Below are 24,212 nucleotides of genomic sequence, written 5' to 3' on the forward strand. Positions count from 1 at the left end.
TTTATGTTACCTAGATTTCAATTTGACTGCCTAACTCCACAACACGGTTGGTTGGAATTTGATAGAAGTCACTCACAGGGCTAGTATTACGTTGCATTGAGATAAATAAGCGTTCGCGCCACGGAGACATACCATCTCCCACACTATGAACAATACGATCACGTGAAATAAAGAAGCTAATTTGCATCAAATCGTATTCAAAGCCTAATTCTTCGTAAGCTTGAATCAGGGCTTTTGGCACATTAGGTTCATCTTTAAAACCGTAGAAAATTTTGATGCGATAGAAATGTTCATTCAACGTTTCAACACTAATTCGCTCCTCTTGAGGAACAAATGGAACATCTTCAATCACAACCGTGACTAAAATATTACGCTCATGTAGTACTTTATTGTGCTTAATATTATGTAGCATCGCATGCGGAACAACATTAGGCGTTCCAGTTAAAAAGACTGCATCGCCAGGTACCCGATGAACATTGTCCCCAATACTTTTCACAAATAAATCGAGTGATAGGGTGTCGTGTTCAAGCTTAGCAAAAGTAAGCTCACGCCCACGTTTCCACGTCATCAGGATCATAACCGCGACTGCACCGATCAATAACGGTACCCAACCACCTGAAAACATTTTTAATGATGCTGCTGCGACCAGTACGGATTCCAAAATAAAGAATGGAATAATCAACAGCATCACTTTTGGTAAGCTCCATTTCCATGCATAGTATATGAATACAGCAACCAAAATTGTGTCACATAACATGGTTAAGGTCACAGCCAAGCCATAAGCACTTGCAAGGTTTGAGCTGGTTTTAAAAATTAAAATTAAGATGACAATCGCGATCAGCAATAACCAATTCAGAAATGGCACATAAATTTGTCCTTCTTCAGAATCAGAAGTATGTTTAATGCCTAAACGTGGTAAATAACCCAATTGGATTGCTTGACGAGCTAAAGAGAAAACCCCAGAAATAACGGCCTGTGATGCAATCACAGCTGCCATCGTTGCCAAGATAATCATTGGGTACAAAGCCCAACTTGGGACTAGTAAATAGAATGGATTTTCAATCGCCGCAGGATTGCGAAGTAACAGCGCACCTTGTCCAGCATAATTTAATACAAGGCACGGCAAAACGACACTAAACCAACCGAAACGAATTGGACGCGGTCCAAAATGCCCCATATCTGCATATAAGGCTTCACCACCTGTGACCGTCAGAACAACAGCACCCATAATAAAAAATGCTTGTACAGGATGAGTGAAAATAAACTGAATTGCCCAATGAGGACTAACCATACCGAGTACGATTGGTGTTTGCACGACGCTAATGACACCCAAGATCCCCAATGACAAAAACCAGAGTAGCGTAATTGGCCCAAAAAATTTACCAACAAACGCGGTTCCGTGTTTTTGCATTAAAAATAATGTCGTTACAATCACGATTGCAATTGGCACAATAAACGGATCAAGTACATTGGTTGCAATTGATAGACCTTCAACAGCGGAAAGTACTGAGATTGCAGGCGTAATAATACCGTCACCAAAAAATAGCGATGCCCCAACAAAACCAATCGCAATTAAATAAATCTTCTTACTATCGGATATTTTTGCTTTGCGTAGATTCAAAGCAAGTAAAGCCATGATTCCACCTTCACCATTGTTATCCGCACGCATAACAATCGCGATGTATTTAATACTGATAATCAGCATTAAACACCAAAAAATAATCGACAAGATTCCCAATACATTTTCAGGTTGAATTCCTAAGCCATGTGCAGCATGGAAGGATTCTTTCAAAGCGTACAGAGGACTGGTTCCAATGTCTCCAAACACCACCCCTAATGCTGCCAATGCAGTGGCAGGTAAGGCTGCTTTTTTTGCAGTACTTTGCATATATTGTCTTCAATATAGAACGTTATATTCCTTAATATTATCATTAGCCAAGAAGTTTTTCTGCAAATCTGTTCGACTACAACTTGGCAGTCTGCTTTTTTTTAGTTACTATCGCACACCTTGGTGAGGTGTCCGAGTGGCTTAAGGAGCACGCCTGGAAAGTGTGTATACGTTTGCGCGTATCGAGGGTTCGAATCCCTCTCTCACCGCCAAATTTAATTTCTATGATGTCTCATAGAGTCCTAAAAGCTTAAATCTAAAGGGTTTAGGCTTTTTTTATTGCCTTATGCTTTCCAATAAATACTATTGAATCCTGAGATAGTTGGGGGTATAACTGGGGGTATAATAAATTACCCTCTTTTTTTTACCCCCAAATTTCTATGAAAAATGCCACACGACTTACAGATGCTCAACTCAGAAAGATCAAACCTTCTGAAAAAAAAGTAAAATATCCTGATGGAAAAGGCATGTATTTAGAAGTTACCCCTTCAGGTGGCATGCATTGGCGTATGAAATTTCGCTTCAATGGGAAAGAAAATATTTTCAGCATTGGCACATATCCTGACACCACACTTGCCCAAGCAAGAAGAACTTGTGATGAAGCACGCTTAAACTTAAAAGATGGTATTAATCCCAATGAAGCGAAGAAACAAAAAAAGTTGCAAGTCGATGAAAGTACGCTTTTTAGAGCACTCGCAATCGAATGGATGCAAGACCGTAAAGCAATTATAAAAGAAGCAACTTACTTACGTGATTTATCCGTATTTGAGAAAGACCTTTTCCCTGCTCTAGGTGATATGCCAATTGATCAAATTAAGGGGAAAGACGTATTAGCTTGTGCCAAAAAAATTGAAGAGCGTGGTGCACAGGAGATGGCAAAACGCTCTATCCCTTTAGCAGGTCGTATTTTTCGTTTTGCGATTCGTAAAGGCATTATTGAGAATGATCCTACCCCACACTTAGGCGAGGCTCTCAAGCCCCGTAAAGTAAAAAATATGGCTCGTCTGGACATTTCCGAATTCCCTGCCTTTGTTGAACGTATGGATCGCTATCATGGCAACCTCATTATTAGATCAGCCCTACAGTTGATGACCCTGACATTTGTTAGAACCGCAGAACTTAGAATGATGGAATGGAATGAGATTGATTATGAGAATGATTTATGGCGCATTCCTGCACACAAAATGAAAATGGCTATGCCTCATATTGTGCCTTTATCAAAACAGGCTTTAGAGATACTAGAAAGGATTCAACCCATTACAGGTATAAAACAGTACGTTTTCTATAATTACAGTACCGCTAAGCCAATTAGCAGCAATGCTCTCTTATGTGCAATTCGAACGATGGGCTATAACGGTAAAATGACTGGTCATGGATTTCGTGGACTTGCCTCTACAACTTTACACGAACAAGGCTATATGCATGATGCTATTGAAATTCAACTTGCACATAGGGTTGGGAATGCTGTTTCACAGGCTTACAACCATGCTCAGCATTTAGACTATAGAGTTAAGATGATGCAGGAGTGGTCTGATTTTATTGATGGATTGAGGAAATAAGTTTATACACTTATAAGAATCAAGTAGATATAACTAAAACAATATTTATTAAAAAATTCAAAATAAAAACAAAACCTTAAAGAAATTTAATCTCAAAAAATATCAATCCATTCTATATATTACTAATAGCTAGACCTCAATTCAAACGACTCATCCTTACCTCTTTAGTCAATAGTTCCCAATCTATATTCAGTAATCAGATTACCTAGATCCAAGCTCATAAGTTAAAATAACAAACGTCCAAATAGAAAATATAAACGTCCCATGATATGATCATTCGAGTCTAGGGGTTCACTTAAAGTTGTACATTATGGAAGGTAATTGGTTCGAATTTGTCGCAATGCAAGGTCTACAAGCACGTTCAGCATTTTACGTCATCATGGTGCCACTTAAATTTGTGCCTAAGTTTTTTAAATTCGATGATGAGTCATTACCTCCACCTCTTAGAGCTCAACGAACGCTCAATAAAGCACGTATTCCTCAAATAAGCCGTTACATTACAGAGAACCCACTGGAATATATCCTGTCTTCCTTATGTGCATGTGTAGATGGTGAAGTTAAATTTGAACCTATATCAGGCAACATGGGTAAACTTAAAATCTCTATGGACGCTACCGTACTTATAAATGATGGGCAACATAGACGTGCTGCAATTGAGGAGGCTATAAAGGTCACCCCCTACCTTGGTGATGAAACTATTTCCGTAGTAATTTATGCAGACAAGGGGCTAAAACGTTCTCAGCAAATGTTTGCCGACCTTAATATGCATGCTGTAAGACCAGCACAATCAATAAAGTTACTTTTTAATCACAGAGATGAACAAACCTATATCACTAAATCAATGATTGATAAAATTCCCCTTTTTTCTGACTATACCGACTTTGAAAAATCAAGCATTTCACACCGCTCTTCAAAACTTTTTACATTCAGTTCATTACATCAAGCCACTAAAGAATTATTAAATTTTAAGCAATCAGATATTTCAACTGATGAAAAAATTAAGATTTCGACCATATTCTGGCAAGAAGTTATACAATGCATGCCAGATTGGTTAAATCTACTCGAAGGTAACGGCAGCACATTCCAGTTAAGACAAGATTACATACATGCTCACGGCATAGCACTACAAGCTATTGCACGAGTAGGTAATATTCTCCTAGAAAATCATAGTGATAATTGGCAATCATATATAAGTAAGTTAATGCTAATTGATTGGTCTAGAAAAAATCTAGCCTTGTGGGGTGGTCGTGCTTTGGTAGCGGGTAAGATTAATAAATCACGCAATAATCTTGTCTTAGTTACAAATCATATCCAGAGAACTTTAGGGATACCATTGAACACTGAATCACAAAGAATTGAAGATATCCATATTGATGCGATACAAGCAAGTCGCCACGCACATATTGAAGAGAGAGTCTAATGAGTATTTTTGAGACCAACTCTCTTAAAGATATGTATAAGTCTATTCAAGAGGTTTATTTATCTGACCAAAGACCTTGGGTAGTAGGATATTCAGGTGGTAAAGATTCAACTTGCGCATTACAACTTGTTTGGAATGCTTTAGCTATACTTCCAAAAGAACAAAGACAAAAACCTGTTTATGTAATTAGTTCGGATACGCTTGTCGAAACACCTGTTATAGTTCGCTATATCGATAAAAATTTAGAAAATATTCAAAAAAAATCAGATGAATTAGGTTTACCTTTTAAAGTCCAAAAAGTAAGTCCTCGTGTAGAACGTTCTTTTTGGGTGAACCTTCTGGGTCGTGGCTATCCAGCACCAAGTAACAAATTCCGTTGGTGTACAGAGCGTCTTAAAATTGAACCCGCAAATGAGTTCATTACTCAACGTGTTACCGAATTTGGAGAGGTTGTTGTTGTCTTAGGTGTTCGCTCTTCAGAAAGTGCTACGCGTGCTCAAGTCATTGCAATGCACAAAATTAAAGGAACAAAACTAGCTCGCCATTCATCTTTACTAAATGCTTTTGTATTTGCACCGATAGAAACTTTTTCAACAGATGATGTTTGGAACTATCTATTACAGAACAAGTCACCTTGGAATAATGATAATCGTGAACTTGTCACCATGTATAGAAATGCTCAAGCAGGAGAATGTCCTCTCGTTGTTGATAAGACTACACCTAGTTGTGGTAATTCACGCTTTGGATGCTGGGTATGTACTGTTGTTCAACATGATAAATCAATGGAAGCCATGGTTGAGTCTGGTGAAGAATGGCTAGAACCTTTACTTGAATATCGCGATTTACTGTCATCAACTCAAAATCCAGAGAAAAAGTTCATCTATCGAGAATTTAAACGCCGTAATGGTCAAGTTGCCTTTAACCATACAAATGGCAAACTCGTACCAGGGCCGTATAAACTTGAATTCCGCAAAGTACTTCTAAGAAAACTTTTAGAAGTTCAAAAACTAGTTCAAGCAGAAGCTCCAATCGGCGAAGCTCCCATACTCATCCATCCTGAAGAACTACATGAAATTCGTAGAATATGGCGTTCAGAAAGTGGAGACTGGGCTGACTCTGTTCCACAAATCGTTAAAGAAACTTTAGGTATTGAACTAGATTGGCAGATTGAAGATAGTGTCTTATACAATACCCAAGACTTTGCACTACTTGATGCGATTTGTAAGGAACATAAAATCCCTACAGAGCTCATGGTGAAATTAATTGGCGTAGAAAAAGCCTCCCATGGTCTTAAAAGACGCCATAACATCCATAACCAGCTCAATAAAGTACTCAATGAAGAATGGCGTGATTTAGCAAGTATTCTAGCTGCCCGTAATTCCCAGCAGGACATTAATGAAATTATTGAAGTAGATGATGATGAATCCTCATTTACTGAAGAAGTTTCTTCTGGGCAGTTAGATTTATTAAATAATGTTGGAGCTAAGCCATGATTATTAAATCATTGATACTTGATAATATTGGTTTATATGGTCAGCGCACAGAGTTTTTACTTGAGCCAAAGAAATCATCAACCTCAACTAATCAACCTATTATCTTAATTGGGGGGCGAAATGGTGCAGGTAAGACAACTTTCTTAGACTCAATCCGTTTAGCTCTTTATGGTAGACGTGCACTTGGTTTAGGCATAAGTCAAAAAGAGTATCATCAATATCTTTTAAGTAAGATAAACCATAACCATCCAGAACGTACATCTAGAGTTGAACTTAATTTTATTTATACGGAAGGAAGTATTCCTGCTGAATTTACTGTATGTCGTTCATGGGCAATTGGTTCAGATAACCAATTGCGAGAAAGCCTAGATTTAAAAAAGAATGGGGAAACTGTTACTTCTGTACCAGAGCAAGAATGGGAAAACTTTCTATTAGAGTTGATCCCATTTGGTATTTCACAGCTTTTCTTTTTTGATGGTGAGAAAATTCAAGATATTGCTGAAGATACTAATGCTATGTTATCAGATGCAATTAAAAACCTGCTTGGAATTGATCTAATTGAAAAACTACGTCTAGATCTGCATTCTTATCTAAATCGCAATAAATTGAATGATGCTAATCAAAATGATATTGAGGTTATTACTCAACGTTTAGATCATCTTACATCTCAAGAAGTAAATTTAAAAAATGAATGTGCTCAACTTAAATTTGAACACCAAGCTTTACTAAAAAATATTGAGCAAAAAAGACTACGATTTGTATCAGAAGGCGGTGCAATTGCATTGAAATATGATCAATTAAAAACAAAACTGTCCCAACTGAATAAAGAAATTAATTTATGTAAGCAAGAGCTTACCAATTTGGCTAACAACTTACTTCCGTTCCTGTTTGCACCTAAACTTATTTCCAAATTCATGACACATTTAGAAGCCTCTTCTGCTGATCAATCTGCAAGTAGACATCTTATTGAGCAAACTTTGGCATCATTCCAAAGCAGCTCAGTGCAAAAAGAAGAATTATGGACAGAAGATCACTGGGAAAACCTGAATCAGTTCCTCAAAAATTATTTTAATACACAGTCAGAAATAAGCTCACATATTGCATTTAATGAGCTAACAAAGCCTAAACAATCTTTGGCAAAACTAATTGACTTAGAAATAGAAACCAAAACACAAGTTCAGGCGCTTTATAGTCGTTTTGTACAGCTAAATCAGGAGAAAGAGGCAACAGAGTTCTCTATTGCTCGTGCAGAAAATGCTGAAGATTCAAATGCCTATTTAGACGAATTAATGCAAAAAGAACGTAAATTAGGCGAACTTGATATAATTCTGGATCAAAAAGATGAAGAATATCGTAAACTCAGTTGGGACATTGTCACGGTAGAACGTAGCCTTAAATCAGCCAACGAAGCTATTGTTGACTTTGAACTTCAAAACCATAAAAACTCATTAGCAGCTAAAGGTATTAAAGCACTTATTGATTTTGAGACTGCATTACTTGAACAAAAAATTATTCAAGTTCGTCAAAACTTTGTAGAAATTTTTAACTCTCTTCTACGCAAAAAGAACTTTATTACTGACCTTCATATTGATGCGAAAAATTTCAGTACATGCTTGATCAAAAAAAATGGGCATTCTATTGAAAAATCAGCGCTATCGGCTGGGGAAAAACAGATTTATGCAATTGCAATGCTATGGGCATTAGCTAAAACTAGCGGTCGTCATTTACCCATGATTGTAGATACTCCATTAGGACGTTTAGATCGAGAACATCGTGATAACCTAATGAAGCTATATTTTCCTCATGTTAGTCATCAAGTCATTATTCTATCAACTGATACAGAAATTGATGATCAATATATCAATCAGTTAGATCAGTTCATTTCTGAAAGTTACTTATTAGAATACAATCATGAGTTGGCTTCGACACAAGCACTACTAGGTTATTTCACTGACTTAAAACGTACTAATAGGGAGAAGAGAATTGCATTACAGCAAGCTTAAAATTTCCTCTGAGGCTACTACCCGCCTACGTATGCTGAAGCAACGTACAGGTTTAACTCCTAACCTCCTTTGCCGCATTGCACTTATGATGTCTTTAGAAGAAGGGCCATTAGGTAATATTCCTTTACCAAATGAGGATGGGTCTGAATTTAATGCCTATACGCTTACAGGTGAAAATACAGATTTATTCTTATCACTTCTAAGATATGTAGAAGATCATCAGGAAGAACCTCTAGAAAATAAAATACTGCTTGATCGGATGCGTGGGCATATCCATCGTGGTATTGGATCTCTTTCAGTACGCGCAAAATCGCCTTTAAATATCCTCCAATTGATTTCATAAATATGTATTTTTCTTTATAATTATTTGGACTAATCATAAGTTCATGGTTAGCTACATCTTTAACTTAAATTTATTCAAAGATATAAAGAATAACATATGAGCATTCCTGAGAAAGCTTTTAATGGTTTTGTCGATGGCTTCCAATTTATATGGACGCAAACTAAAAAGCCTATAAGACACCCGACATTTTTACTATTCTTTTTAATAGCTATTTGCGTATTTGGCTCTATAGGGGTTTGGTATGAACTCAGAAATATTAAGAATGCTGATTATCAACCCCTTTTTAATGCAATTATCTTACTTACTCCACCTTTCGTAAGCGGAGCGTATTTTCAAATTATTCTTAATAAGGATACACCACAGTTTGCTAAATGTTTATTAGGCTTTTTTGTGTTTTTAGCAGGCTATATTTTCTTTGAATTAATTGGAACAAAATTTGAAGCCAAACTTTGGTACATATACATATTCACTGCTGCCATGACATTTATAACTTTATGGATAACCTGGATCCAATTATCACTAAGCGATGATTTATATGATAAACCTGTTAAAAAAGCAGCTCTAGGTGGGGAAAATTTAGCCCAAGATCTTGATGGTAAAATACCCGAAGGCTTTGAATCATAAATATAGGTTAATTACAAATGACATTCCCAATCACTGTACCTGCAATAAAAATATGCCAACCAATGAGTGATTTCTATGCAATTTCACTTCCAGCTCATATTTTATTAGAAGTTTGCTTTAGCGACATCATGAGGGCAAAGAAAACAGAAAAAGGTTATATTTTAGAGGGCGGTACACAAAGAAGTATTCAAAAAGAGCGTTTAAAGAAAATTGCAGAATATATTGATCGTGATGACTCAGCATTCCCCAATGCAATTATTTTGGCAGCAAACTATCATGAATCTGGATATACTATTGACGAGTTAGAAGAAAAAGAAAATTTCAACATTAATAAAAGCATGAGCTGGAAAGTCAACAAAGTAAATATAGATAATCTAGACTGTAAACTCTATACCCTAACAATTCCTTCTGCAAACAAATTAGCCGCCATTATTGATGGGCAACATCGTTTATTTGGATTTACTGAAGAATATTTACAAGATCTTAATCGACTCAAAATGGATTTGCTTTGTTCTGTCTATTTAGATTTACCTAAAGGATATCAAGCAGATCTTTTTTCTATTATCAATACAACACAAAAACCTGTCGATAAGAGTCTAAGTTATGAATTATATGGTTATAACATATCAGAGGAAAACTCGACATGTTGGACGCCAGATAAATTAGCTATTTTTTTAACAAGAAAATTAGCTTCTCTTCCAGACTCACCCTTACTAGGAAAGATAAAAATTGCAGCTAAGGCTGATGAAGAATTGGTTAAAATTAGCCAGAATTCAGAATGGAAAGTCTCAACTGCTGTTATAGTAGAAGGTATCATGCGACTGATTTCCACGAATCCAACGAAAGATGCAAATTATTTAATTAAGAATAAGTTAAAAAGTCGTATTGGTTTAATAGATTCAGGTAGAAAAGATACATCTCCTTTAAGAGACTATTATTTAAATGGAAATGATAATTTCATATATACCCTAGTCTTCAATTATCTTACTGCCTGTAATGAAGTATTTTGGAAAGAAGCTCCTAGCAATTCATTTATTATTAGAACAGTTGGCATACAAGCATTATTTGATATTCTTAGAAAAATCATTCCTGAAAGTTTGCTTCTTAAAAAAATCAGCAAGGATTTTTTTATAGAAAAATTATTGCCAGCCCAATCTATTCCATTTCATAATGCTGAATTTATTAATGCTTCTGGATCAGGTAGACGGGAAATTCGAAATGCTATTGAAATAGCTATTGGCCTCAAAGAAAAGCTTGAATAATAATTCAGGCTTATTTTTTCATACCATTGTACACACAAGCTAAAGCACATAATGGTCCTAGCAAATCTAAATGACTGCGAACAAAAGTAGCTTCTACAAATACTCCATTATCAGCTTCATATAGTTCCGTGACTCTTTTTACACCACGTTTATGAAGCTCCTTGCCTAATCTGCCTAAATTAGAAAAATATTTAAAATATTCTTCTAACTCATATCCATGCATAGTTGAATCATACCACTCACGTAATGTCACAATTTCTGCTGCTTTTTTAGCAGCAGAAATTTGTTGTTTACGCAACTGAACTTCACTTAATACAGATACATCATAGCTCATTTTTCGTACCTCTTAAGAAACTTCAATTTCTTGGCATAACTCCCAGAAAGCTTTGTCTTTCATCTTCACCAGTTTCTTATGCCCATCAATATATAAACTATAATGCTTATTTAGCTTACGAATTGTTTCCATCAAGTGTTCTTGCTCAGATTTATCATCAACATTAAATATCGCTTTAATATCACCGTTACTGATCTGTGCTACACGATGAATCACCCAAGTCAAGATATAGGCTGAATAGTTATTTTCCCCTGTCTTAAAATGTGTAATATCTTGAGTAGATAAGACCATACCCACCCCATATTCGCGACCTTCTTTAAGAACCTTACGTAAACTCGGGAAATCTTGTGACATAAAATTATCAGCTTCATCCACAAGTATCATCTTCGTAATCTGCCTATAGTCTTCTTGAACTTGGGGTTTACCCTTTTTCTGCATTTGCGAGTAGAACAAATCTAAAGTCAAGGCAACAACAAGGTTCTGGACTTGAGCTGGATATCCAGCTAGCTCAACCACTAATACACCATCTAGTAAATCGTATAAGCTAGAACACTGACGATTATTCGACTCAAATATTTCTAATTCATTCAAACTTTCAAGAGCAGCATATAATGAATCAACAGATGGCTCAGTTGTCTCAAATAGATTCCAAATATCTTTGATCGTTGGGGCTGGTAAATGCCATGTAGCGGAATCGGCTTTATCAATCCCTACTTGCTCATAGGCATCTAAAACTAATTTTCGTAATGTTGCCTGCTGCTTAACACCCAGACCAAATGCTTTTGCCATCGTATCCGAAAAACTACGAGCAGTATGCACTGGTAACATTGGGGTATCCCCAAAGAGACTTAAAGGGTTATAAGGTAATTTATAAAGCTTATGTGTTTGTACTGAATTAATTTCTATGAATGGAACATCTACATAATCGGACTTATAATCGAAGATCAAGATACCTATGGGAGCAGAATTTACATTTTTATCTTGATTCTGTATCAACTGAGTAATGAGTGACTTAGTAAATTGTGTTTTACCTGTCCCCATAGTACCGATGATACCTGTATTAGTATTCATGAATTTAGCTGTATTAGTTGGTTCCCAATATAACTGTTCACTTGTAAAAGTATTTTCACCTAAAAGTACACGTAATGGCTCATTACTCCTAACAAGTATTGGTGAAATCTCCTCAGTTGCCTCAGTTGCCTCAGTTGCCTCAGTTGCCTCAGTTGCCTCAGTTGCCTCAGTTGCCTCAGTTGCCTCAGTTGCCTCAGTTGCCTCAGGCTCGTCTAAACTAGAGAACAAGTCAAATTGATTGTGGCTACTTTCATTTTGGAATGAAGCCTGATCTTCTACTCCTTCAATATAATTTAATTCTTCAAGGATCTTTGCATCCGACTCTTCTATGATTTCTATATCAGTAAAATTAGTTTCACCTTTTAAGATAAAACTCTCAGGAATATGAACTAAACTTTTACTCTCGCAATACGCCACTAGCTCGTTCAAAGGCTTAGAGATAAATTGATTTTGGCAAGCACCTGGTAGCTTAATAACAAGAATATCCTCGTCCAAAGTAAATTTTTCTTGAAAGAAAGTATTACTTTCAATAAATGCAAGGACAAACCCTTTTGGATAATTCTGAATATTTGCTAATTGATAATCACCCTGCAACCACCACTCACGTTCTTTCAATAATTGATCAAAATAATTTTCAGGATAGGTCTGATATAGTTGATATTTTTCTACCTGCATCATGATTTGTCTAATAAATAAACCTCTATATAAATGCCCTGCTAAATCTCTTTTTCCAAATAAACAAGCTTCTAAGTATTGCTTTAATTTTTTAGCTTGTAGAATACCTTTATCATGTTTCTGTTTTTGTCCAACTTTAACTTCTAATGGAAGTAGATACATCCGTCCATTTTTAAAACCAACAAATAGAACATCATCTGAAATCACACCATACTTTTTACCCTGACAATATGTACTGAAATCAGACTCCCCCATTTTCAACCCAATGTTGCCTGATACTCGAATCATCTCAGCTACACTTAAAGGCACCCAAATAATATCACTATCAAAAAGGAGGCAATTTATATACTTATATGCAGCAATAATGCTTTTCTTTTCGCGTCTATCTTTTTCCTGCATAGTTAACATTTTTAATAGCCATTCACCATTAAAAGCATTGAATTCATCAATTCTCCCAGGTTCGCCTTGACTAAGAATTTGATCATAAAGATCTCTACGCTTAGTTACCGTAATCGCATCATAATTTGCTGAATTGGTATAATTATCAGAGTAATGAATTAATACAACATCTTGCTGAGCTTTAAAAAAATCTAACGTTACCTTTGGATCAATAATAACCGTCCATAAGCTGTCTTCATACGCACTATCAAGAAGAAGCTGTAGCTTATTAGATACTTTTAAAGATAAGCCATTTGATTCATAGAAATTTTGATTCTTCCAAGCCGCATGACTCAGCGCACTATAACGTTGCACAATCTGAATTGCAGGATTATTGTGATGAGGTAAACCCTTCAATCCTGCTGTTGTAAAGTAAGTGTTTTCTTGATGATAAGATGTCTCTCCAGCAAGTAACCCTCTACAAGCAATTCCTGTCTTTTCAGCCTTTAAATCAACATTTGCAACTTCAACAGGAGTATTATTTCGAATAAAAGTTAGATGAGCATATTTAAACTTCATCTCACTCGTAATTTCAAATTTACTATATGTAATTCTTCTACGAATGAGATCCGCGACTTGATCTGAATTTTGATCTTTTATCGATAACTTACATAGTTTTTTCAGATCAGTTTGGCTTGTGGCATCAGCCACTACGTCAAAGTAGGTATTAACCAACTCATCATCATATAAATTGACGTGAATTTTTGGAACATCTTGGGCTTTGACTCTCTGAACAAATTCAACTAAACCAAGGAATAGCTCTTGATTAAATTCATTATGGATTGAGTTTATTAATAAAGTATCTCTTTCACCTTGATTAAACAAAATTTTAAAAGCTTCAATAAATTCATTAGTTTTTTGTCGAACCAAAGGTTTAATATAGTCTAGCTTTGTCAACTTTTTAGGTATTACCTTAATCCACATAGGATGCTCGATTAAGACCTGACTATAACTAAATTCATGATCAATATGCCAATTAAAAGGCAACAAGCCTTCAGCATTAAGCCTTCGAAGAGTAGTTGCATGTAATGTTTCAAAAGAGTTTGTTTTATCTTCACGGCATGTTTTTATTAAATTTAAAAAATATGAGAGATTTAGTGGATGGATAGGACTTATATATTCACACCCATCCAATCTAAAGAAACCAATATTAACCAACATCTTAGCATCAGAAGAGAGCATCCTTTTTGTAGGAATTTCATGTATAAGTTTCACATATTCATTGACTATAGATTCAACTATACTCGTAAATTCAACTCCCCATGAAACCAAACTTATTACTGTATTTCGTTGTTCTAGATAGCTATACAATTTCGCATAAGCATCTCCTAAGATAGGATAACTTAAAACAATATCATCAACAGTAATTTCATATCCAAAAGCAGTTTTATTAGAAATTATTTTCTTTTCTATTAGATTAACTTCCAAATCAAGTAACTTTTTATAATCATTTTTAATCTTGTATTCTCGCCCCAAGATTGAAATCCGTAAATTCCTTGTATTATAAACACCAAAGACTTGGTCATTAAAAAAATGTTGATAAGCTTCAATATTAAAGATTAGTGGTAAGCTCAAACTCGAAACAGATAAAATACCCTGAACTTCAAAATTTAAAGTTTTATTCCCATTTCTAAGACTAAAATTAACTTGTTCTTCTGTATTGAGTAGCCTATCAAAATCCACAGCTCCAAAATCATTAATATCAACAATTTCATCACATTTATCTAAGGTATAAATAGAGTCTACATCACTATTAAAAATAAAATCAGATTGATCTGTTTCAAGTACCAACTGTTCTTTAGATGGCGCTATTAAAAACTTATTTGCAAAAGAATCAATTGGAAAAATATTTTCAGGAATTAAGAGAATTTTAAATTTAAAACATTCTTTTGGTTTAGATCTTTTTATCTCAAAATCTAAATACTTAATTTCTCCATCAAACTCCATCTCTACTTCTAATATAGTTTTTTTACTAGATCTATTATTAATTTTAAAACCACCAGACTTTTTAAATTTTCTTGTTGATTTAAAATCACCCTCAGCCAACTGACCTTTTACAAACGAAATATCTATATTAATTAGGGAAGTAAATGGTGAGACCTCTAAGATTAAATGATGATCACGAACAGCAGCACTTCCTTTCTGAGAACCATCACCTCTAGTTCTATGATAAAACTTTTCAACAGAAGTAGTTAATTCTGAGAGTTCAATGAAATCAATGGAATTTCTTTCTCGTTCTTGCTGACACTCACCGAAGTCTAAATTTTTTCTCCATGATTCTAGGTCATTTTTATCAAAATACTTCTCAATAAATTTTTCACTAAAATCTAAATCAACTAATTTTTCAACATATTCAGTTGGAAATTGCTCAACTATATATTCAATATCATCTTTTAATCTTTTATTTTCCCCTAACCGCTTCTCAATTTGGCTTATATTAGACCCGCTCCAGCTTTCTAATGCAGAATCATTTAAATAACCAAGCTCATTAAATTCAATTTTTCCATCTTGAACAGCATTAAAGAGCTCCCTAAAGCCGAACATCGTTGCGCCATCAGCAAGAATAAGTTCAAACTGATGTTTCAAAAGTTGTTTAGAAATTTGATGGTCTTTAAAAGGACTTTCATCAATAAAATTCATCAAAGATTGATAAATTTTCTTTGGATTCCAAATATTATCCGTTAATGTCAAGTCTCTGGAGGAATTATTCAATGTATCTAGAGAAGAGTTATGAATAATAAGTAAGATAGAATCTTTGAAATCCCCTATTTGGCTTGAAACTAAATCTCTTAGACGAGAGATATAATTTTCAGAATAACCAATATCAAGGTCTGAATGAAGTACAGGAATGACTTTGTAACCATTTAATGTAAAATAATAAAGACTATAACTTCCAAGTAAAAAAGAAGAAATAGCTTTTCGCTGGAATGCCTTAAAAAGCTTTGAGCTGTTATTATCATCTGGAGATTTAAAGTGTAATTTTTCACCTATTTTCAAATGACTTTCAGCCCAGTCAAAAAAGAGTTCAACTAAAAAATCTTCATATTGTTTTTTTGACATAGATTGCATCCCCACTATCACTCATTTTTTCTACATTACCTAAGCGTTCATAAAACTCAACTAAGGCTTTCCTACTTTCCTTATCAAAAAATATTCCTCGTAGCTCTAGCTCTTTAATGACTTCATATAATCGAAGCTTTTCTCTTTTACCAATTACTAAATTAGTCAACAACAATAAATATTCTTGAGTAAGAACAAATACTGTTCCCGCACTTCCTCTAGATTGCGTAAAAGGTTTAAGAATTATATTTTTTATTGCTCGTACAACATTAACATTGCGGCTTGCTCGTGTTTCCCCTTTCGCGAATTGTGCTTTATATAACCGCTGTAATTCATCTAAAATTGATGATAAATCAAATAAATCGCTATCAGAAATTGGTAGACCACGATCTTTAGAAAAGTCTTGGCAATATTTTTTTAAGGGTTCAATGTCTTGATCTGTTAAAGTTGTTCTTAGTTGCCATAAAGGGACTTTTTGTTCCACATTACTCTGTAAGCTTTCAGTTAATGCAAGTATAGGAAATATTGATTCGAGCCCTTTCTCCACCAATTTGTAACCACTTCGTTGTAATGATACACGTTCCCGACTAGCCCTTTCCGTATCCAAAATGAAATAACAATCTTTAATTTCGGGCTCTTTGGCTTCTCTCCAACTATTTATAACTATAGATAGTTGAGCTGTATAGATACAGATATAAATCTCTATAAACAATTGAATATTTTCTAAAAAATATTTTGAGTTAGTAGTTAAAAAAATTAAATCTTCTGAAAAAATAGTTGATAGCTTAGGCAAATAGGAGTTAATCCCCGAAATATCTAACGCATTGCTGGGAAACATTTTCTCAAATGATTCAAAAATTAGTTGTTCTATAAAATTTAAGTTATTTACGTCATCTTGATAGACATAACCTCTTTTTAGTAAGGTTTTAAGAAGGCTAACTATTCTTCTCTCAGCTGATAAGTTATGGGTATCATCCGATAATGAAAAAATACGCAATTTAGGAGATATCTTAGCAACACTTTTGTTTAAAAAATAAATATTTTCAATAACTTGCCAAGCTTGCCTATCAGATACTTGATGTTTAAACTTTTCTTCAAACTCCTGATGAAATATTTTCAATTCAGTTTCTATTTTATTTTCTGAGACTAACCCATAAAGTTCTTTTAAAAATAGATTAGTTACAGTATCCCAATTGAAGTCATTACTATTCTCGTTAGTACTGATAGGATAAAATGTTGCCATACTATTACTAGCTGGCTTTAAGTTATTAATTAAGCTCATCCTCAGCCCCCAACCTCAATACAATTATCTTCTAAAATAAATTTAATTTCATTCGAACTACTTTTAAAATTAATTCGACTAGATTTATGTGCAAAGTTTATTAGTCTATTTACAATTTCATTCAGAACAACTACTACACTTCTATCATTCTTGTTTGGCCTATATCCTGATCTTAATTTATTTAATAGCTCATACAAATTGATATCTATAGAAAAACTATCTCTTAGGTCTCTACTTTCTTCTGAAAAATCTTTAATTTTAATATAGACATTGAAGCTCCCACTTCCCTTTTTTTGTTGGGTGTTTTCTATTGCCGAAAAATCAGGAGTGAGTTTGAGGTGTGAAATTACTTGATAATTATCATATTCAGTCATTAAAAATTGATCATCTTCCAAATATGGGGCTTTCTTATTTATATAACTTCTTAAAGCACTAAGTAGTTCTTTATTATAGAAATTTCTTAAAACTTGTTTAGACTTAGCTGGATCATAGTATTTATGATTCCTATAAATATCTAAATAACTCAACAATAAATTTTCTGTAAAATCTCCCTCAAATTTCTTGTGAAAATTATTACCTAAGTCTATAAATTTCAATAAGTAAAATAGTCTTATATATGAACTAGAGCTATTTAAATTTTTAATCATTAACTCTGATAAAATTTGTTCACAGAATACTTGAAAGTCGTCAGAGAGGCCGCTTAATTCATATGCAATTACGAAACGATCAATTGTCTTGGTTCTCAATCTAGATGGATCAAATTCAATAGCTTTTTCTAAAATTTCATTATCACTGCAACTGAATATATTATTAAAAAGATAGTCTTTCCCTGCTACAAGCTCATAAATTAAATCTAAAAATGTTCTGGCAGTAATAAACTGATTTCGGAATAGTCTAATTTTCAGTAATAGCTCAACTAATACTCGTTGTATTTGTATATTACAAAGCAACTTGTAATTTACAAAATTTAAAAAGTCAGGACCACTTAATCCTTCAAATTCCTCTCTCTCGAATAATCTATAAAGTTCAGATGTAGGTGAAGTTATTCGATGAAGAATCTGTAGCAGGAACTCACTATCATAACCATCCTTAGTAATTTCAAATTTTGGATAGTTCTCAAAATTAATAAAATTAAAGTCCTCTGAGCTTTCTTGACACTCTAAGTATTTTTTCAGCTTTTGCCTAATTGAAGGATTTTGTGCTTCTTCAGCATAGTTTCCTAGCATCCCAATATTTATTCCGATGACTAAAGAATGATTCCCCTCTTCAAACTCACTAAAAATTTTGTCTAAAGTAACAATAGCTGTATCGTGTGGCTCAAAACTATGTGTAGCATCTAAATGGAACTTAATATAGGGGCTGTCATACTGCTGCTTAGCTCGCACTAATAATTCGGATTTACCATCCCCACTACTTCCACAAAGAAAAATAACTTTTTTTGACTTTTCTGTTATTCCTGCCAACAACTCCATGACATCGTGTTCAATGGGCATAGCAACATATAAACTTTCTTTTACTGTGGTTAAGTTCTCATCAAGTTCATTTTCTGTTGTAACCGCATATGATGAAGATTTTGATAATACACCTAATGCATTAATAAACTGCATAACACCCTCACCATACTGTTGATTAATATTAATTTAATATTCTAAATTTATTTAATCTACCACAAAACCACACAGATGATGAGTTAATAATCTTTGCTTTATGGTCAGTTTACCTCTGTTCCCTTAGCTCACAGATACTAATTTCTTATAAGTTAGGCTCGAAAACAAAAAATAAAAGAGTAAAAGCTCTCGTCAGATTAGTGACAAACTTCGGTTAAGTTTGTCACTAATCTGGAAAGCTACTAATGGCTTTTCTTGATTTCACAAATAGTTTGATGAAATACCATATAAGCCTGCTTAGCAAATGCAATACACTCACTAGCCTCCATATCAACTATCTGTACCTTTTCTAATACTTTATTTTCCTCAATTGAGACTAGTTCTAAATGCCGTTCATTTAATCTAAAAACTACATCATACCTATTAAATGATCTGCCTATAGAGCCTTGCACTAGATTAAAATTCTCATATTTCACCAACCTACTTTCAATGAAAATTTTTATCACTTCATCATTCAGATTATTTTCAACCATAAATCACTCTTCCCTTTGTCCCATCTTAGACTCAATCCACTGATGGATTTCCCAAGCAGACCAACCAATACGCATCTCTGTTAACCGTATAGGCTGAGGAAATGTCGGATCGTAATACTTTGATTTCTTATTTATCATCTCATAGATTTTTGATTTGCTCAGAGCAGTAAATTCAACAACATGTTTGATGTTAATGATTTGATTCATCTGAAAAGTTTGACCTGTGAACGCATTCATGATGCTTTTCTCCCAATCAATGATGCGAGCGCAATTTCGCTCAAATAATAGAGCTCGCTGTAAGAAAAAACGTCCTGCTTCCACCTAATCAATTCAAAGCCTGAACCGATTGCTGCAAGCCTTTCTGAATATCCTGAACATGGGTTAGGTCATGCGTTTGTTGAGACTGTTCTGGTCTTGATTCATCACTATAAAACTCCTCAACAATATCCAGCCCCTCCTCACCTCCCACCTCAAAGCTAGCATTGCCATAGCCCTGCCGTGCCACATGATCTAAAGCTTCCTGATAAAACCCTGCTGCCTTACTTGTTTCATCAATCTGTTTGGCTGATGTAATTGCCTCCTGTAAATTGATTCCATCACGTAAAGTTAAATCCACGTAATAGATCGGAGTACGATAACTTTGCGTGGTGCTTTTACCTCGTAAAGTCAATTGCAATGGCAGGCATGAAAGTAAATCACCTGAAGCAGCATGGTAATAACGTAATCGTGCAGCCAAGGTACGAATGCTATTAAAGCCTGTGGTTCTAAAGATGAAAGTGCCAAACTCATCCGATTCATCTAAATTCACATACAGCCGCCCATAAGGTTTACACAACCCACCCTGTGCCAATGGACAAAGATCAGGTGATGGACATGGATGCTGTTCAATACCATTTTGTCCCAGTCGCTGACAGGTTTCTCCATTACCTGAGCAGATTAAGCGTCCAGTTTGGCGGTCAAATAGGCTGTACTCTGCCCGTAGATTCAGTTCAGGATCGTTAAAGATCATGCGTACTGGAATGGTTCTGAGTTTCTGGTTTTGTGCTTTAGCACGTAACTGTTCATCCAGTGGATGTTTCACCCAGCCATCTTTTCCTTGAATTTGACTGGTAATGGTAAATTGGTCATCCTTTTCAGGGAGTCGTTTACCATTCTTTTCGATGATTTTGCCGATACTAATACGTCCTAATACTGGCGGTGTAATTGCTAAACCTTTAATCATGGTGATGTCCTCTATATAGATGTATAAATAAAAATTGGGCATAAAAAATCCCATACCTGTTCGGGTCTGGGATCGGTTGGTTTTGGGTATTGGTTGATTTGATACGTTTGTTGAAGAAATAAATGCTGGATCTGCGTTGCTGCCTTATCCACCATTCGGGTAAATCTGAAATCGCCGTGTACCTGCTTTGGTTTGAGGAAACTGCTGTAGATATTCAGGGTGTTGTTTCAGTAAGGATTTGCTGTCTAGGCTGATCGAGTCTTGTGATTTCTTCCACGTCACTGAACCACCCGTAAACACTGCTCGTTCAGCATCTTTCATCATCATTTGCAGTTGATGTTTGAGTTCATCAAAATACTGTTGGTGCTGCTCAACCTTATGTCGCTCTTCAAGCAATTGGTTAAATAGGTAGTTGGCTTGTTCATTTTGAGTCAGATCTTCCACTGTTAGTGGTATCTGCTCAGGGTAAAGCTGCTGCAAGGCTTTGGCTGCTGAGTCAGAAGCATCGACACTCGGTGGAATATCCGATTCCACACATTGCCAGAAGTGACGTTCCGCATTAATGATATGCTGAATCACGGTTTCATTACGGGTCACTTTAAAGATTTTACTTTCATGTCCACAGATCAAGGTACAGATATGCGCTGCCTGTTTACCTGTCACTGCCAGTTGATGTTGCACTTGGCAGAGGACATATAAAGGCACACCATCTCGCCATAACTTAGAACCATATTCCCCTACAGTTTTACATTCCAAGATTTGAACTTCATCATTGCCCACCACGGCATAGTCAAGGTTCGCCAACATAAAGTGTTTGTCTTCATCAGGATGCTGTAACACTGCATTGACTCGACGCACCTTATTATTGGTGTGCATGCTGTAGTATTCAGCCACCAAGGGTTCTAACTGCTTGCCCCAGTACAACGGTGCATAACCAGCACTTTCATCCTCGATATTTTGTTGCATCCGTCCTGTCTTGATCATCCACAGTTCCAGCATCGACATATAGGGATTTAAACCACATGCTGTAGCGGCATCACTACTGCCAATGCCCTGCTTTCGGACTTCTAGCCATTGTTGGTAATTGAGCTGTTTGGTGTTGGCAAGGCGTTTAGCTGTGGGTGCTTTGGTTTTTCGTGGCTGCGTATTCGGTCGGTCTCGTTTGGTTCGAGTTCCGACTTCAACCTGTTGAGTCGATGAGTTTTGAGTGGTTGGATTCAGGTTTGGTGAATAAGGTTGTAATGGCGGGTTATTTAGTGTGTTTTGAATTTGAGTATGGCTATTCATTAGAAATATTCCTGTATGAGTAAAAGCGTAAAAGCTGAATTTCGGGCATAAAAAAAGCCACATCGGGGATGAGGTGGCGAAATGAGAATTGCAATGCTTGTTACGGCTTTACCGTCTGCTTAGGCTAATGTAGAAGACTTAACTGAAACTGAATTTAGGCAATCATTCTTAAGGCCTGTTCCAAACCTCGTTGCTTGATTGCTGCTCCTGCACCAAACCATGTTGAATCAAGACGGTGATCGGTACTCATGGCTCGACGTTCGTGATCACAAAATTCTGTGATACTGCATAGCAATCCATAAGCAGTATCCTTAGCAGAACTCAGTTCTGCTCCTCGCCCTTGTCCGTTAAACATGGACATGACTTTCAACATGGCACGTCCATTCGGTTCGGTTTTATTATCAGGTTTACTTACTGGCGTGATGCCTTGATTTGGCATGGCTGCATTGCGATAGAACTGAATAATGCTTTCATCCTGTTCCGCAATGCTCAGACTGGTATTGTTGAATACCGCATCGAAATAGGCTGCTGCTTCCTGTTGAGTCACCTTACGCTGACTTAGTTGTTTCATTTCATACATGTGTTCATCCCATGCACGAACTGAAATCCCCAGTTGCTGTTTGACGCGTTCCGCATTGAATCTGGTACTGTGCGGAACTTTCACTACGCCTGCACTGGTATTTTGTCCTTTGAGAGCAATCGCTAAAGTATTGTTACATACCACCCGAATGGAGGTAAATTGTGCTGTAGTCGCCAATGTGCCATCACATGCTGTTGCCAATAAAATATAACCATTACTGACATCCTTGCCTTTTAAGGCCGAAGTTTGTCCTGTCTTAGCCAATGCCCAGAATTTCTTACCGCCTTTGAGTACGCCTGCGGTTTCCAGTTCAAAGCCTGATTGTTCAGTTAGGTCTTTATAGAAGTGTAGGATTTCCATCGGTTGCACTTCCTGAAAGCGTTGGCTAACCACCGATAACGGTGCGTGGGTATCTGAGCGATAAAGTACCCGTTGCTCTTCAAAAGGCATGATAATGCTTTGCCCCTTTTCATTCTGTGCCATGTAACTAACATCTGAAGATTCAATCCGCCAATCCATACCTGCCTGTTGTGCCCAGACCTCTATAGGTTGGTTTGGGGTGAGTTCATTGCCTAAGCCATGCCAAGGGGTTTGTCCAGTGAATGCCATTGTTTCTACTAAATGTGCCATAAGAATAATTCCTGTATCAATTTTAAAATGGGTAAAAGCGTTGGATTTAAATTTTGCTAAATACTTAATTTCGTAAATTCGGGCTAAAGCTGCGATCACAGTTGTTGCAGTAGTACTGCCTGCGATAAGTTGGGTGTAGCGGTTGTTGCTGTTCATCTTCAGTGATCAGCATCCATATTCCGCCAATCAGTACTCCAACGATTGCGCCTGCAATCGGAGGAATATTCAGGCTTTTGGAAACACTCACTCCTAATGTGGCAAGTGCCATCGGTGACATCACACTATTAGAAATAGGATTATTGGTTGAGGTATTAGGTAAATGTTGGGGGGATTGCAGTTGTACCGTCTCTCTAGACTGACAATAAGGACATGGCAAACTCATTGTGGTATTTCCTGTAAATGAATAAAAAAAGCCTGCTGAGGGAAGCAGGCAAAGTGATTGCAATGTAGCTAAAGCATGTATTAGTAGTGCTGTCTCAAATGGAGAAGCACCGTTCTCATTTAGATGCTATGTATTTGTATTTTTTTAGAATGCGTTTTTTATCATCAGTTTTGGGTGATTTTTGAATGATGATTAAACAGATCAATTGACCTGTTTTTTAGCAGCGATTATGATGCAAGGGCTGACCTACATTGTCAGTCGGTTTTGACAGACCGTTTCCTAAGTGCACTAAAAGATATTTTTCTTTTGGTGTGAGTTCTCGTGCTCCCTCTGCGGTAGAACGGGAGGGGGACACCTTCGGGTGTGCTGATTCTTAGGTTCAGTCTGTCAACCCTCTTTCGTTCTGCCACCATAATCAATTGACAGTGATTCGGTAGAACTTCTTAATACCTAAGGAGTCAACCATGACACAATTTACTGTGCTTTATTCCCCTGCACTTTCTCCGCCTCTCAAGCATT

Annotated in this window: 18 protein-coding genes and 1 tRNA gene; 8 read left to right on the plus strand and 11 right to left on the minus strand. The window is 35.9% G+C overall.

What is annotated here, in order from left to right; translation table 11 throughout:
* Positions 1 to 10 precede the first annotated feature (10 nt).
* The gene (locus tag ABLB98_RS13120; protein ID WP_005219379.1) at positions 11 to 1,888 is read right to left on the minus strand and encodes a potassium transporter Kup; all 1,878 of its coding nucleotides are present in this window, start codon (positions 1,886 to 1,888) and stop codon (positions 11 to 13) included.
* Between the two features lie 122 nt (positions 1,889 to 2,010).
* On the opposite strand from ABLB98_RS13120, the gene ABLB98_RS13125 reads away from it, so the two are divergent.
* From ABLB98_RS13125 to ABLB98_RS13160, 8 genes are all read left to right on the plus strand, one after another.
* Positions 2,011 to 2,100: transfer RNA gene (locus tag ABLB98_RS13125), tRNA-Ser, on the plus strand.
* Positions 2,101 to 2,268: 168 nt separating this feature from the next.
* Positions 2,269 to 3,447 (plus strand): integrase arm-type DNA-binding domain-containing protein, encoded by a 1,179-nt coding sequence (locus ABLB98_RS13130; RefSeq protein WP_348883399.1) that lies wholly within the window; start codon positions 2,269 to 2,271, stop codon positions 3,445 to 3,447.
* A gap of 310 nt (positions 3,448 to 3,757) precedes the next feature.
* Entirely contained in the window at positions 3,758 to 4,867 is a 1,110-nt protein-coding gene (dndB, locus tag ABLB98_RS13135; RefSeq protein ID WP_348883400.1) for a DNA sulfur modification protein DndB, read from the plus strand.
* On the plus strand, positions 4,867 to 6,360 hold the full coding sequence (gene dndC, locus ABLB98_RS13140; RefSeq protein WP_348883402.1) for a DNA phosphorothioation system sulfurtransferase DndC: 1,494 nt from the start codon (positions 4,867 to 4,869) through the stop codon (positions 6,358 to 6,360). The genes dndB and dndC overlap by 1 nt, the downstream gene beginning before the upstream one ends.
* The gene (gene dndD, locus ABLB98_RS13145; protein ID WP_348883403.1) at positions 6,357 to 8,363 is read left to right on the plus strand and encodes a DNA sulfur modification protein DndD; all 2,007 of its coding nucleotides are present in this window, start codon (positions 6,357 to 6,359) and stop codon (positions 8,361 to 8,363) included. Before dndC ends, dndD begins: the two co-directional genes overlap by 4 nt.
* Before the next feature lie 31 nt (positions 8,364 to 8,394).
* Positions 8,395 to 8,706, plus strand: a complete 312-nt coding sequence (dndE, locus tag ABLB98_RS13150; protein ID WP_348883404.1) for a DNA sulfur modification protein DndE — start codon at positions 8,395 to 8,397, stop codon at positions 8,704 to 8,706.
* Between the two features lie 96 nt (positions 8,707 to 8,802).
* Entirely contained in the window at positions 8,803 to 9,330 is a 528-nt protein-coding gene (locus ABLB98_RS13155; protein ID WP_348883405.1) for a hypothetical protein, read from the plus strand.
* Positions 9,331 to 9,347: 17 nt separating this feature from the next.
* Complete coding sequence (locus tag ABLB98_RS13160) at positions 9,348 to 10,592, plus strand: DGQHR domain-containing protein (protein WP_348883406.1); 1,245 nt, start codon at positions 9,348 to 9,350, stop codon at positions 10,590 to 10,592.
* Between the two features lie 10 nt (positions 10,593 to 10,602).
* On the opposite strand, the gene ABLB98_RS13165 is transcribed toward ABLB98_RS13160, so the two are convergent.
* The 10 genes from ABLB98_RS13165 to ABLB98_RS13210 form a co-directional block, all read right to left on the minus strand.
* Positions 10,603 to 10,926, minus strand: a complete 324-nt coding sequence (locus ABLB98_RS13165; protein WP_348883407.1) for a hypothetical protein — start codon at positions 10,924 to 10,926, stop codon at positions 10,603 to 10,605.
* 12 nt (positions 10,927 to 10,938) lie between these two features.
* Entirely contained in the window at positions 10,939 to 16,170 is a 5,232-nt protein-coding gene (gene dptH, locus ABLB98_RS13170; RefSeq protein ID WP_369028903.1) for a DNA phosphorothioation-dependent restriction protein DptH, read from the minus strand.
* Complete coding sequence (dptG, locus tag ABLB98_RS13175) at positions 16,151 to 17,452, minus strand: DNA phosphorothioation-dependent restriction protein DptG (protein WP_200481973.1); 1,302 nt, start codon at positions 17,450 to 17,452, stop codon at positions 16,151 to 16,153. The genes dptH and dptG overlap by 20 nt, the downstream gene beginning before the upstream one ends.
* A gap of 2 nt (positions 17,453 to 17,454) precedes the next feature.
* A complete protein-coding gene (gene dptF / locus ABLB98_RS13180; protein ID WP_348882566.1) occupies positions 17,455 to 19,059 on the minus strand; it encodes a DNA phosphorothioation-dependent restriction protein DptF in 1,605 nt (534 codons plus the stop codon).
* Between the two features lie 242 nt (positions 19,060 to 19,301).
* Positions 19,302 to 19,592, minus strand: a complete 291-nt coding sequence (locus tag ABLB98_RS13185; protein ID WP_348882567.1) for a hypothetical protein — start codon at positions 19,590 to 19,592, stop codon at positions 19,302 to 19,304.
* A gap of 3 nt (positions 19,593 to 19,595) precedes the next feature.
* The gene (locus ABLB98_RS13190; protein ID WP_348882568.1) at positions 19,596 to 19,829 is read right to left on the minus strand and encodes an AlpA family phage regulatory protein; all 234 of its coding nucleotides are present in this window, start codon (positions 19,827 to 19,829) and stop codon (positions 19,596 to 19,598) included.
* Positions 19,830 to 19,917: 88 nt separating this feature from the next.
* Complete coding sequence (locus tag ABLB98_RS13195) at positions 19,918 to 20,814, minus strand: hydrolase or metal-binding protein (protein ID WP_270913282.1); 897 nt, start codon at positions 20,812 to 20,814, stop codon at positions 19,918 to 19,920.
* Between the two features lie 144 nt (positions 20,815 to 20,958).
* Positions 20,959 to 22,101, minus strand: coding sequence for a lambda-exonuclease family protein (locus ABLB98_RS13200; protein WP_348882569.1), 1,143 nt, complete (start codon positions 22,099 to 22,101; stop codon positions 20,959 to 20,961).
* A 154-nt stretch (positions 22,102 to 22,255) separates the two neighbouring features.
* Positions 22,256 to 23,311: a DUF932 domain-containing protein gene (locus tag ABLB98_RS13205; RefSeq protein ID WP_348882634.1), complete on the minus strand. Its 1,056-nt coding sequence runs from the start codon at positions 23,309 to 23,311 to the stop codon at positions 22,256 to 22,258.
* A 64-nt stretch (positions 23,312 to 23,375) separates the two neighbouring features.
* Entirely contained in the window at positions 23,376 to 23,693 is a 318-nt protein-coding gene (locus ABLB98_RS13210; protein ID WP_348882570.1) for a hypothetical protein, read from the minus strand.
* Positions 23,694 to 24,212: the final 519 nt, after the last annotated feature.

The sequence above is a fragment of the Acinetobacter yuyunsongii genome (assembly GCF_041021915.1).
GTDB lineage: Bacteria > Pseudomonadota > Gammaproteobacteria > Pseudomonadales > Moraxellaceae > Acinetobacter.

Excerpts from the sequence above, each read along its gene's own strand:
- dndD (WP_348883403.1), top strand. The coding sequence starts at position 6,357 with ATGATTATTAAATCATTGATACTTGATAATATTGGTTTATATGGTCAG.
- dptF (WP_348882566.1), bottom strand. The coding sequence starts at position 19,059 with ATGCAGTTTATTAATGCATTAGGTGTATTATCAAAATCTTCATCATAT.
- dptG (WP_200481973.1), bottom strand. The coding sequence starts at position 17,452 with ATGAGCTTAATTAATAACTTAAAGCCAGCTAGTAATAGTATGGCAACA.
- ABLB98_RS13185 (WP_348882567.1), bottom strand. The coding sequence starts at position 19,592 with ATGGTTGAAAATAATCTGAATGATGAAGTGATAAAAATTTTCATTGAA.
- ABLB98_RS13130 (WP_348883399.1), top strand. The coding sequence starts at position 2,269 with ATGAAAAATGCCACACGACTTACAGATGCTCAACTCAGAAAGATCAAA.
- ABLB98_RS13195 (WP_270913282.1), bottom strand. The coding sequence starts at position 20,814 with ATGATTAAAGGTTTAGCAATTACACCGCCAGTATTAGGACGTATTAGT.
- ABLB98_RS13120 (WP_005219379.1), bottom strand. The coding sequence starts at position 1,888 with ATGCAAAGTACTGCAAAAAAAGCAGCCTTACCTGCCACTGCATTGGCA.
- ABLB98_RS13160 (WP_348883406.1), top strand. The coding sequence starts at position 9,348 with ATGACATTCCCAATCACTGTACCTGCAATAAAAATATGCCAACCAATG.
- ABLB98_RS13190 (WP_348882568.1), bottom strand. The coding sequence starts at position 19,829 with ATGAATGCGTTCACAGGTCAAACTTTTCAGATGAATCAAATCATTAAC.
- ABLB98_RS13155 (WP_348883405.1), top strand. The coding sequence starts at position 8,803 with ATGAGCATTCCTGAGAAAGCTTTTAATGGTTTTGTCGATGGCTTCCAA.
- ABLB98_RS13210 (WP_348882570.1), bottom strand. The coding sequence starts at position 23,693 with ATGAGTTTGCCATGTCCTTATTGTCAGTCTAGAGAGACGGTACAACTG.
- ABLB98_RS13165 (WP_348883407.1), bottom strand. The coding sequence starts at position 10,926 with ATGAGCTATGATGTATCTGTATTAAGTGAAGTTCAGTTGCGTAAACAA.
- dndC (WP_348883402.1), top strand. The coding sequence starts at position 4,867 with ATGAGTATTTTTGAGACCAACTCTCTTAAAGATATGTATAAGTCTATT.
- dndE (WP_348883404.1), top strand. The coding sequence starts at position 8,395 with ATGCTGAAGCAACGTACAGGTTTAACTCCTAACCTCCTTTGCCGCATT.
- ABLB98_RS13200 (WP_348882569.1), bottom strand. The coding sequence starts at position 22,101 with ATGAATAGCCATACTCAAATTCAAAACACACTAAATAACCCGCCATTA.
- dptH (WP_369028903.1), bottom strand. The coding sequence starts at position 16,170 with ATGTCAAAAAAACAATATGAAGATTTTTTAGTTGAACTCTTTTTTGAC.
- ABLB98_RS13205 (WP_348882634.1), bottom strand. The coding sequence starts at position 23,311 with ATGGCACATTTAGTAGAAACAATGGCATTCACTGGACAAACCCCTTGG.
- dndB (WP_348883400.1), top strand. The coding sequence starts at position 3,758 with ATGGAAGGTAATTGGTTCGAATTTGTCGCAATGCAAGGTCTACAAGCA.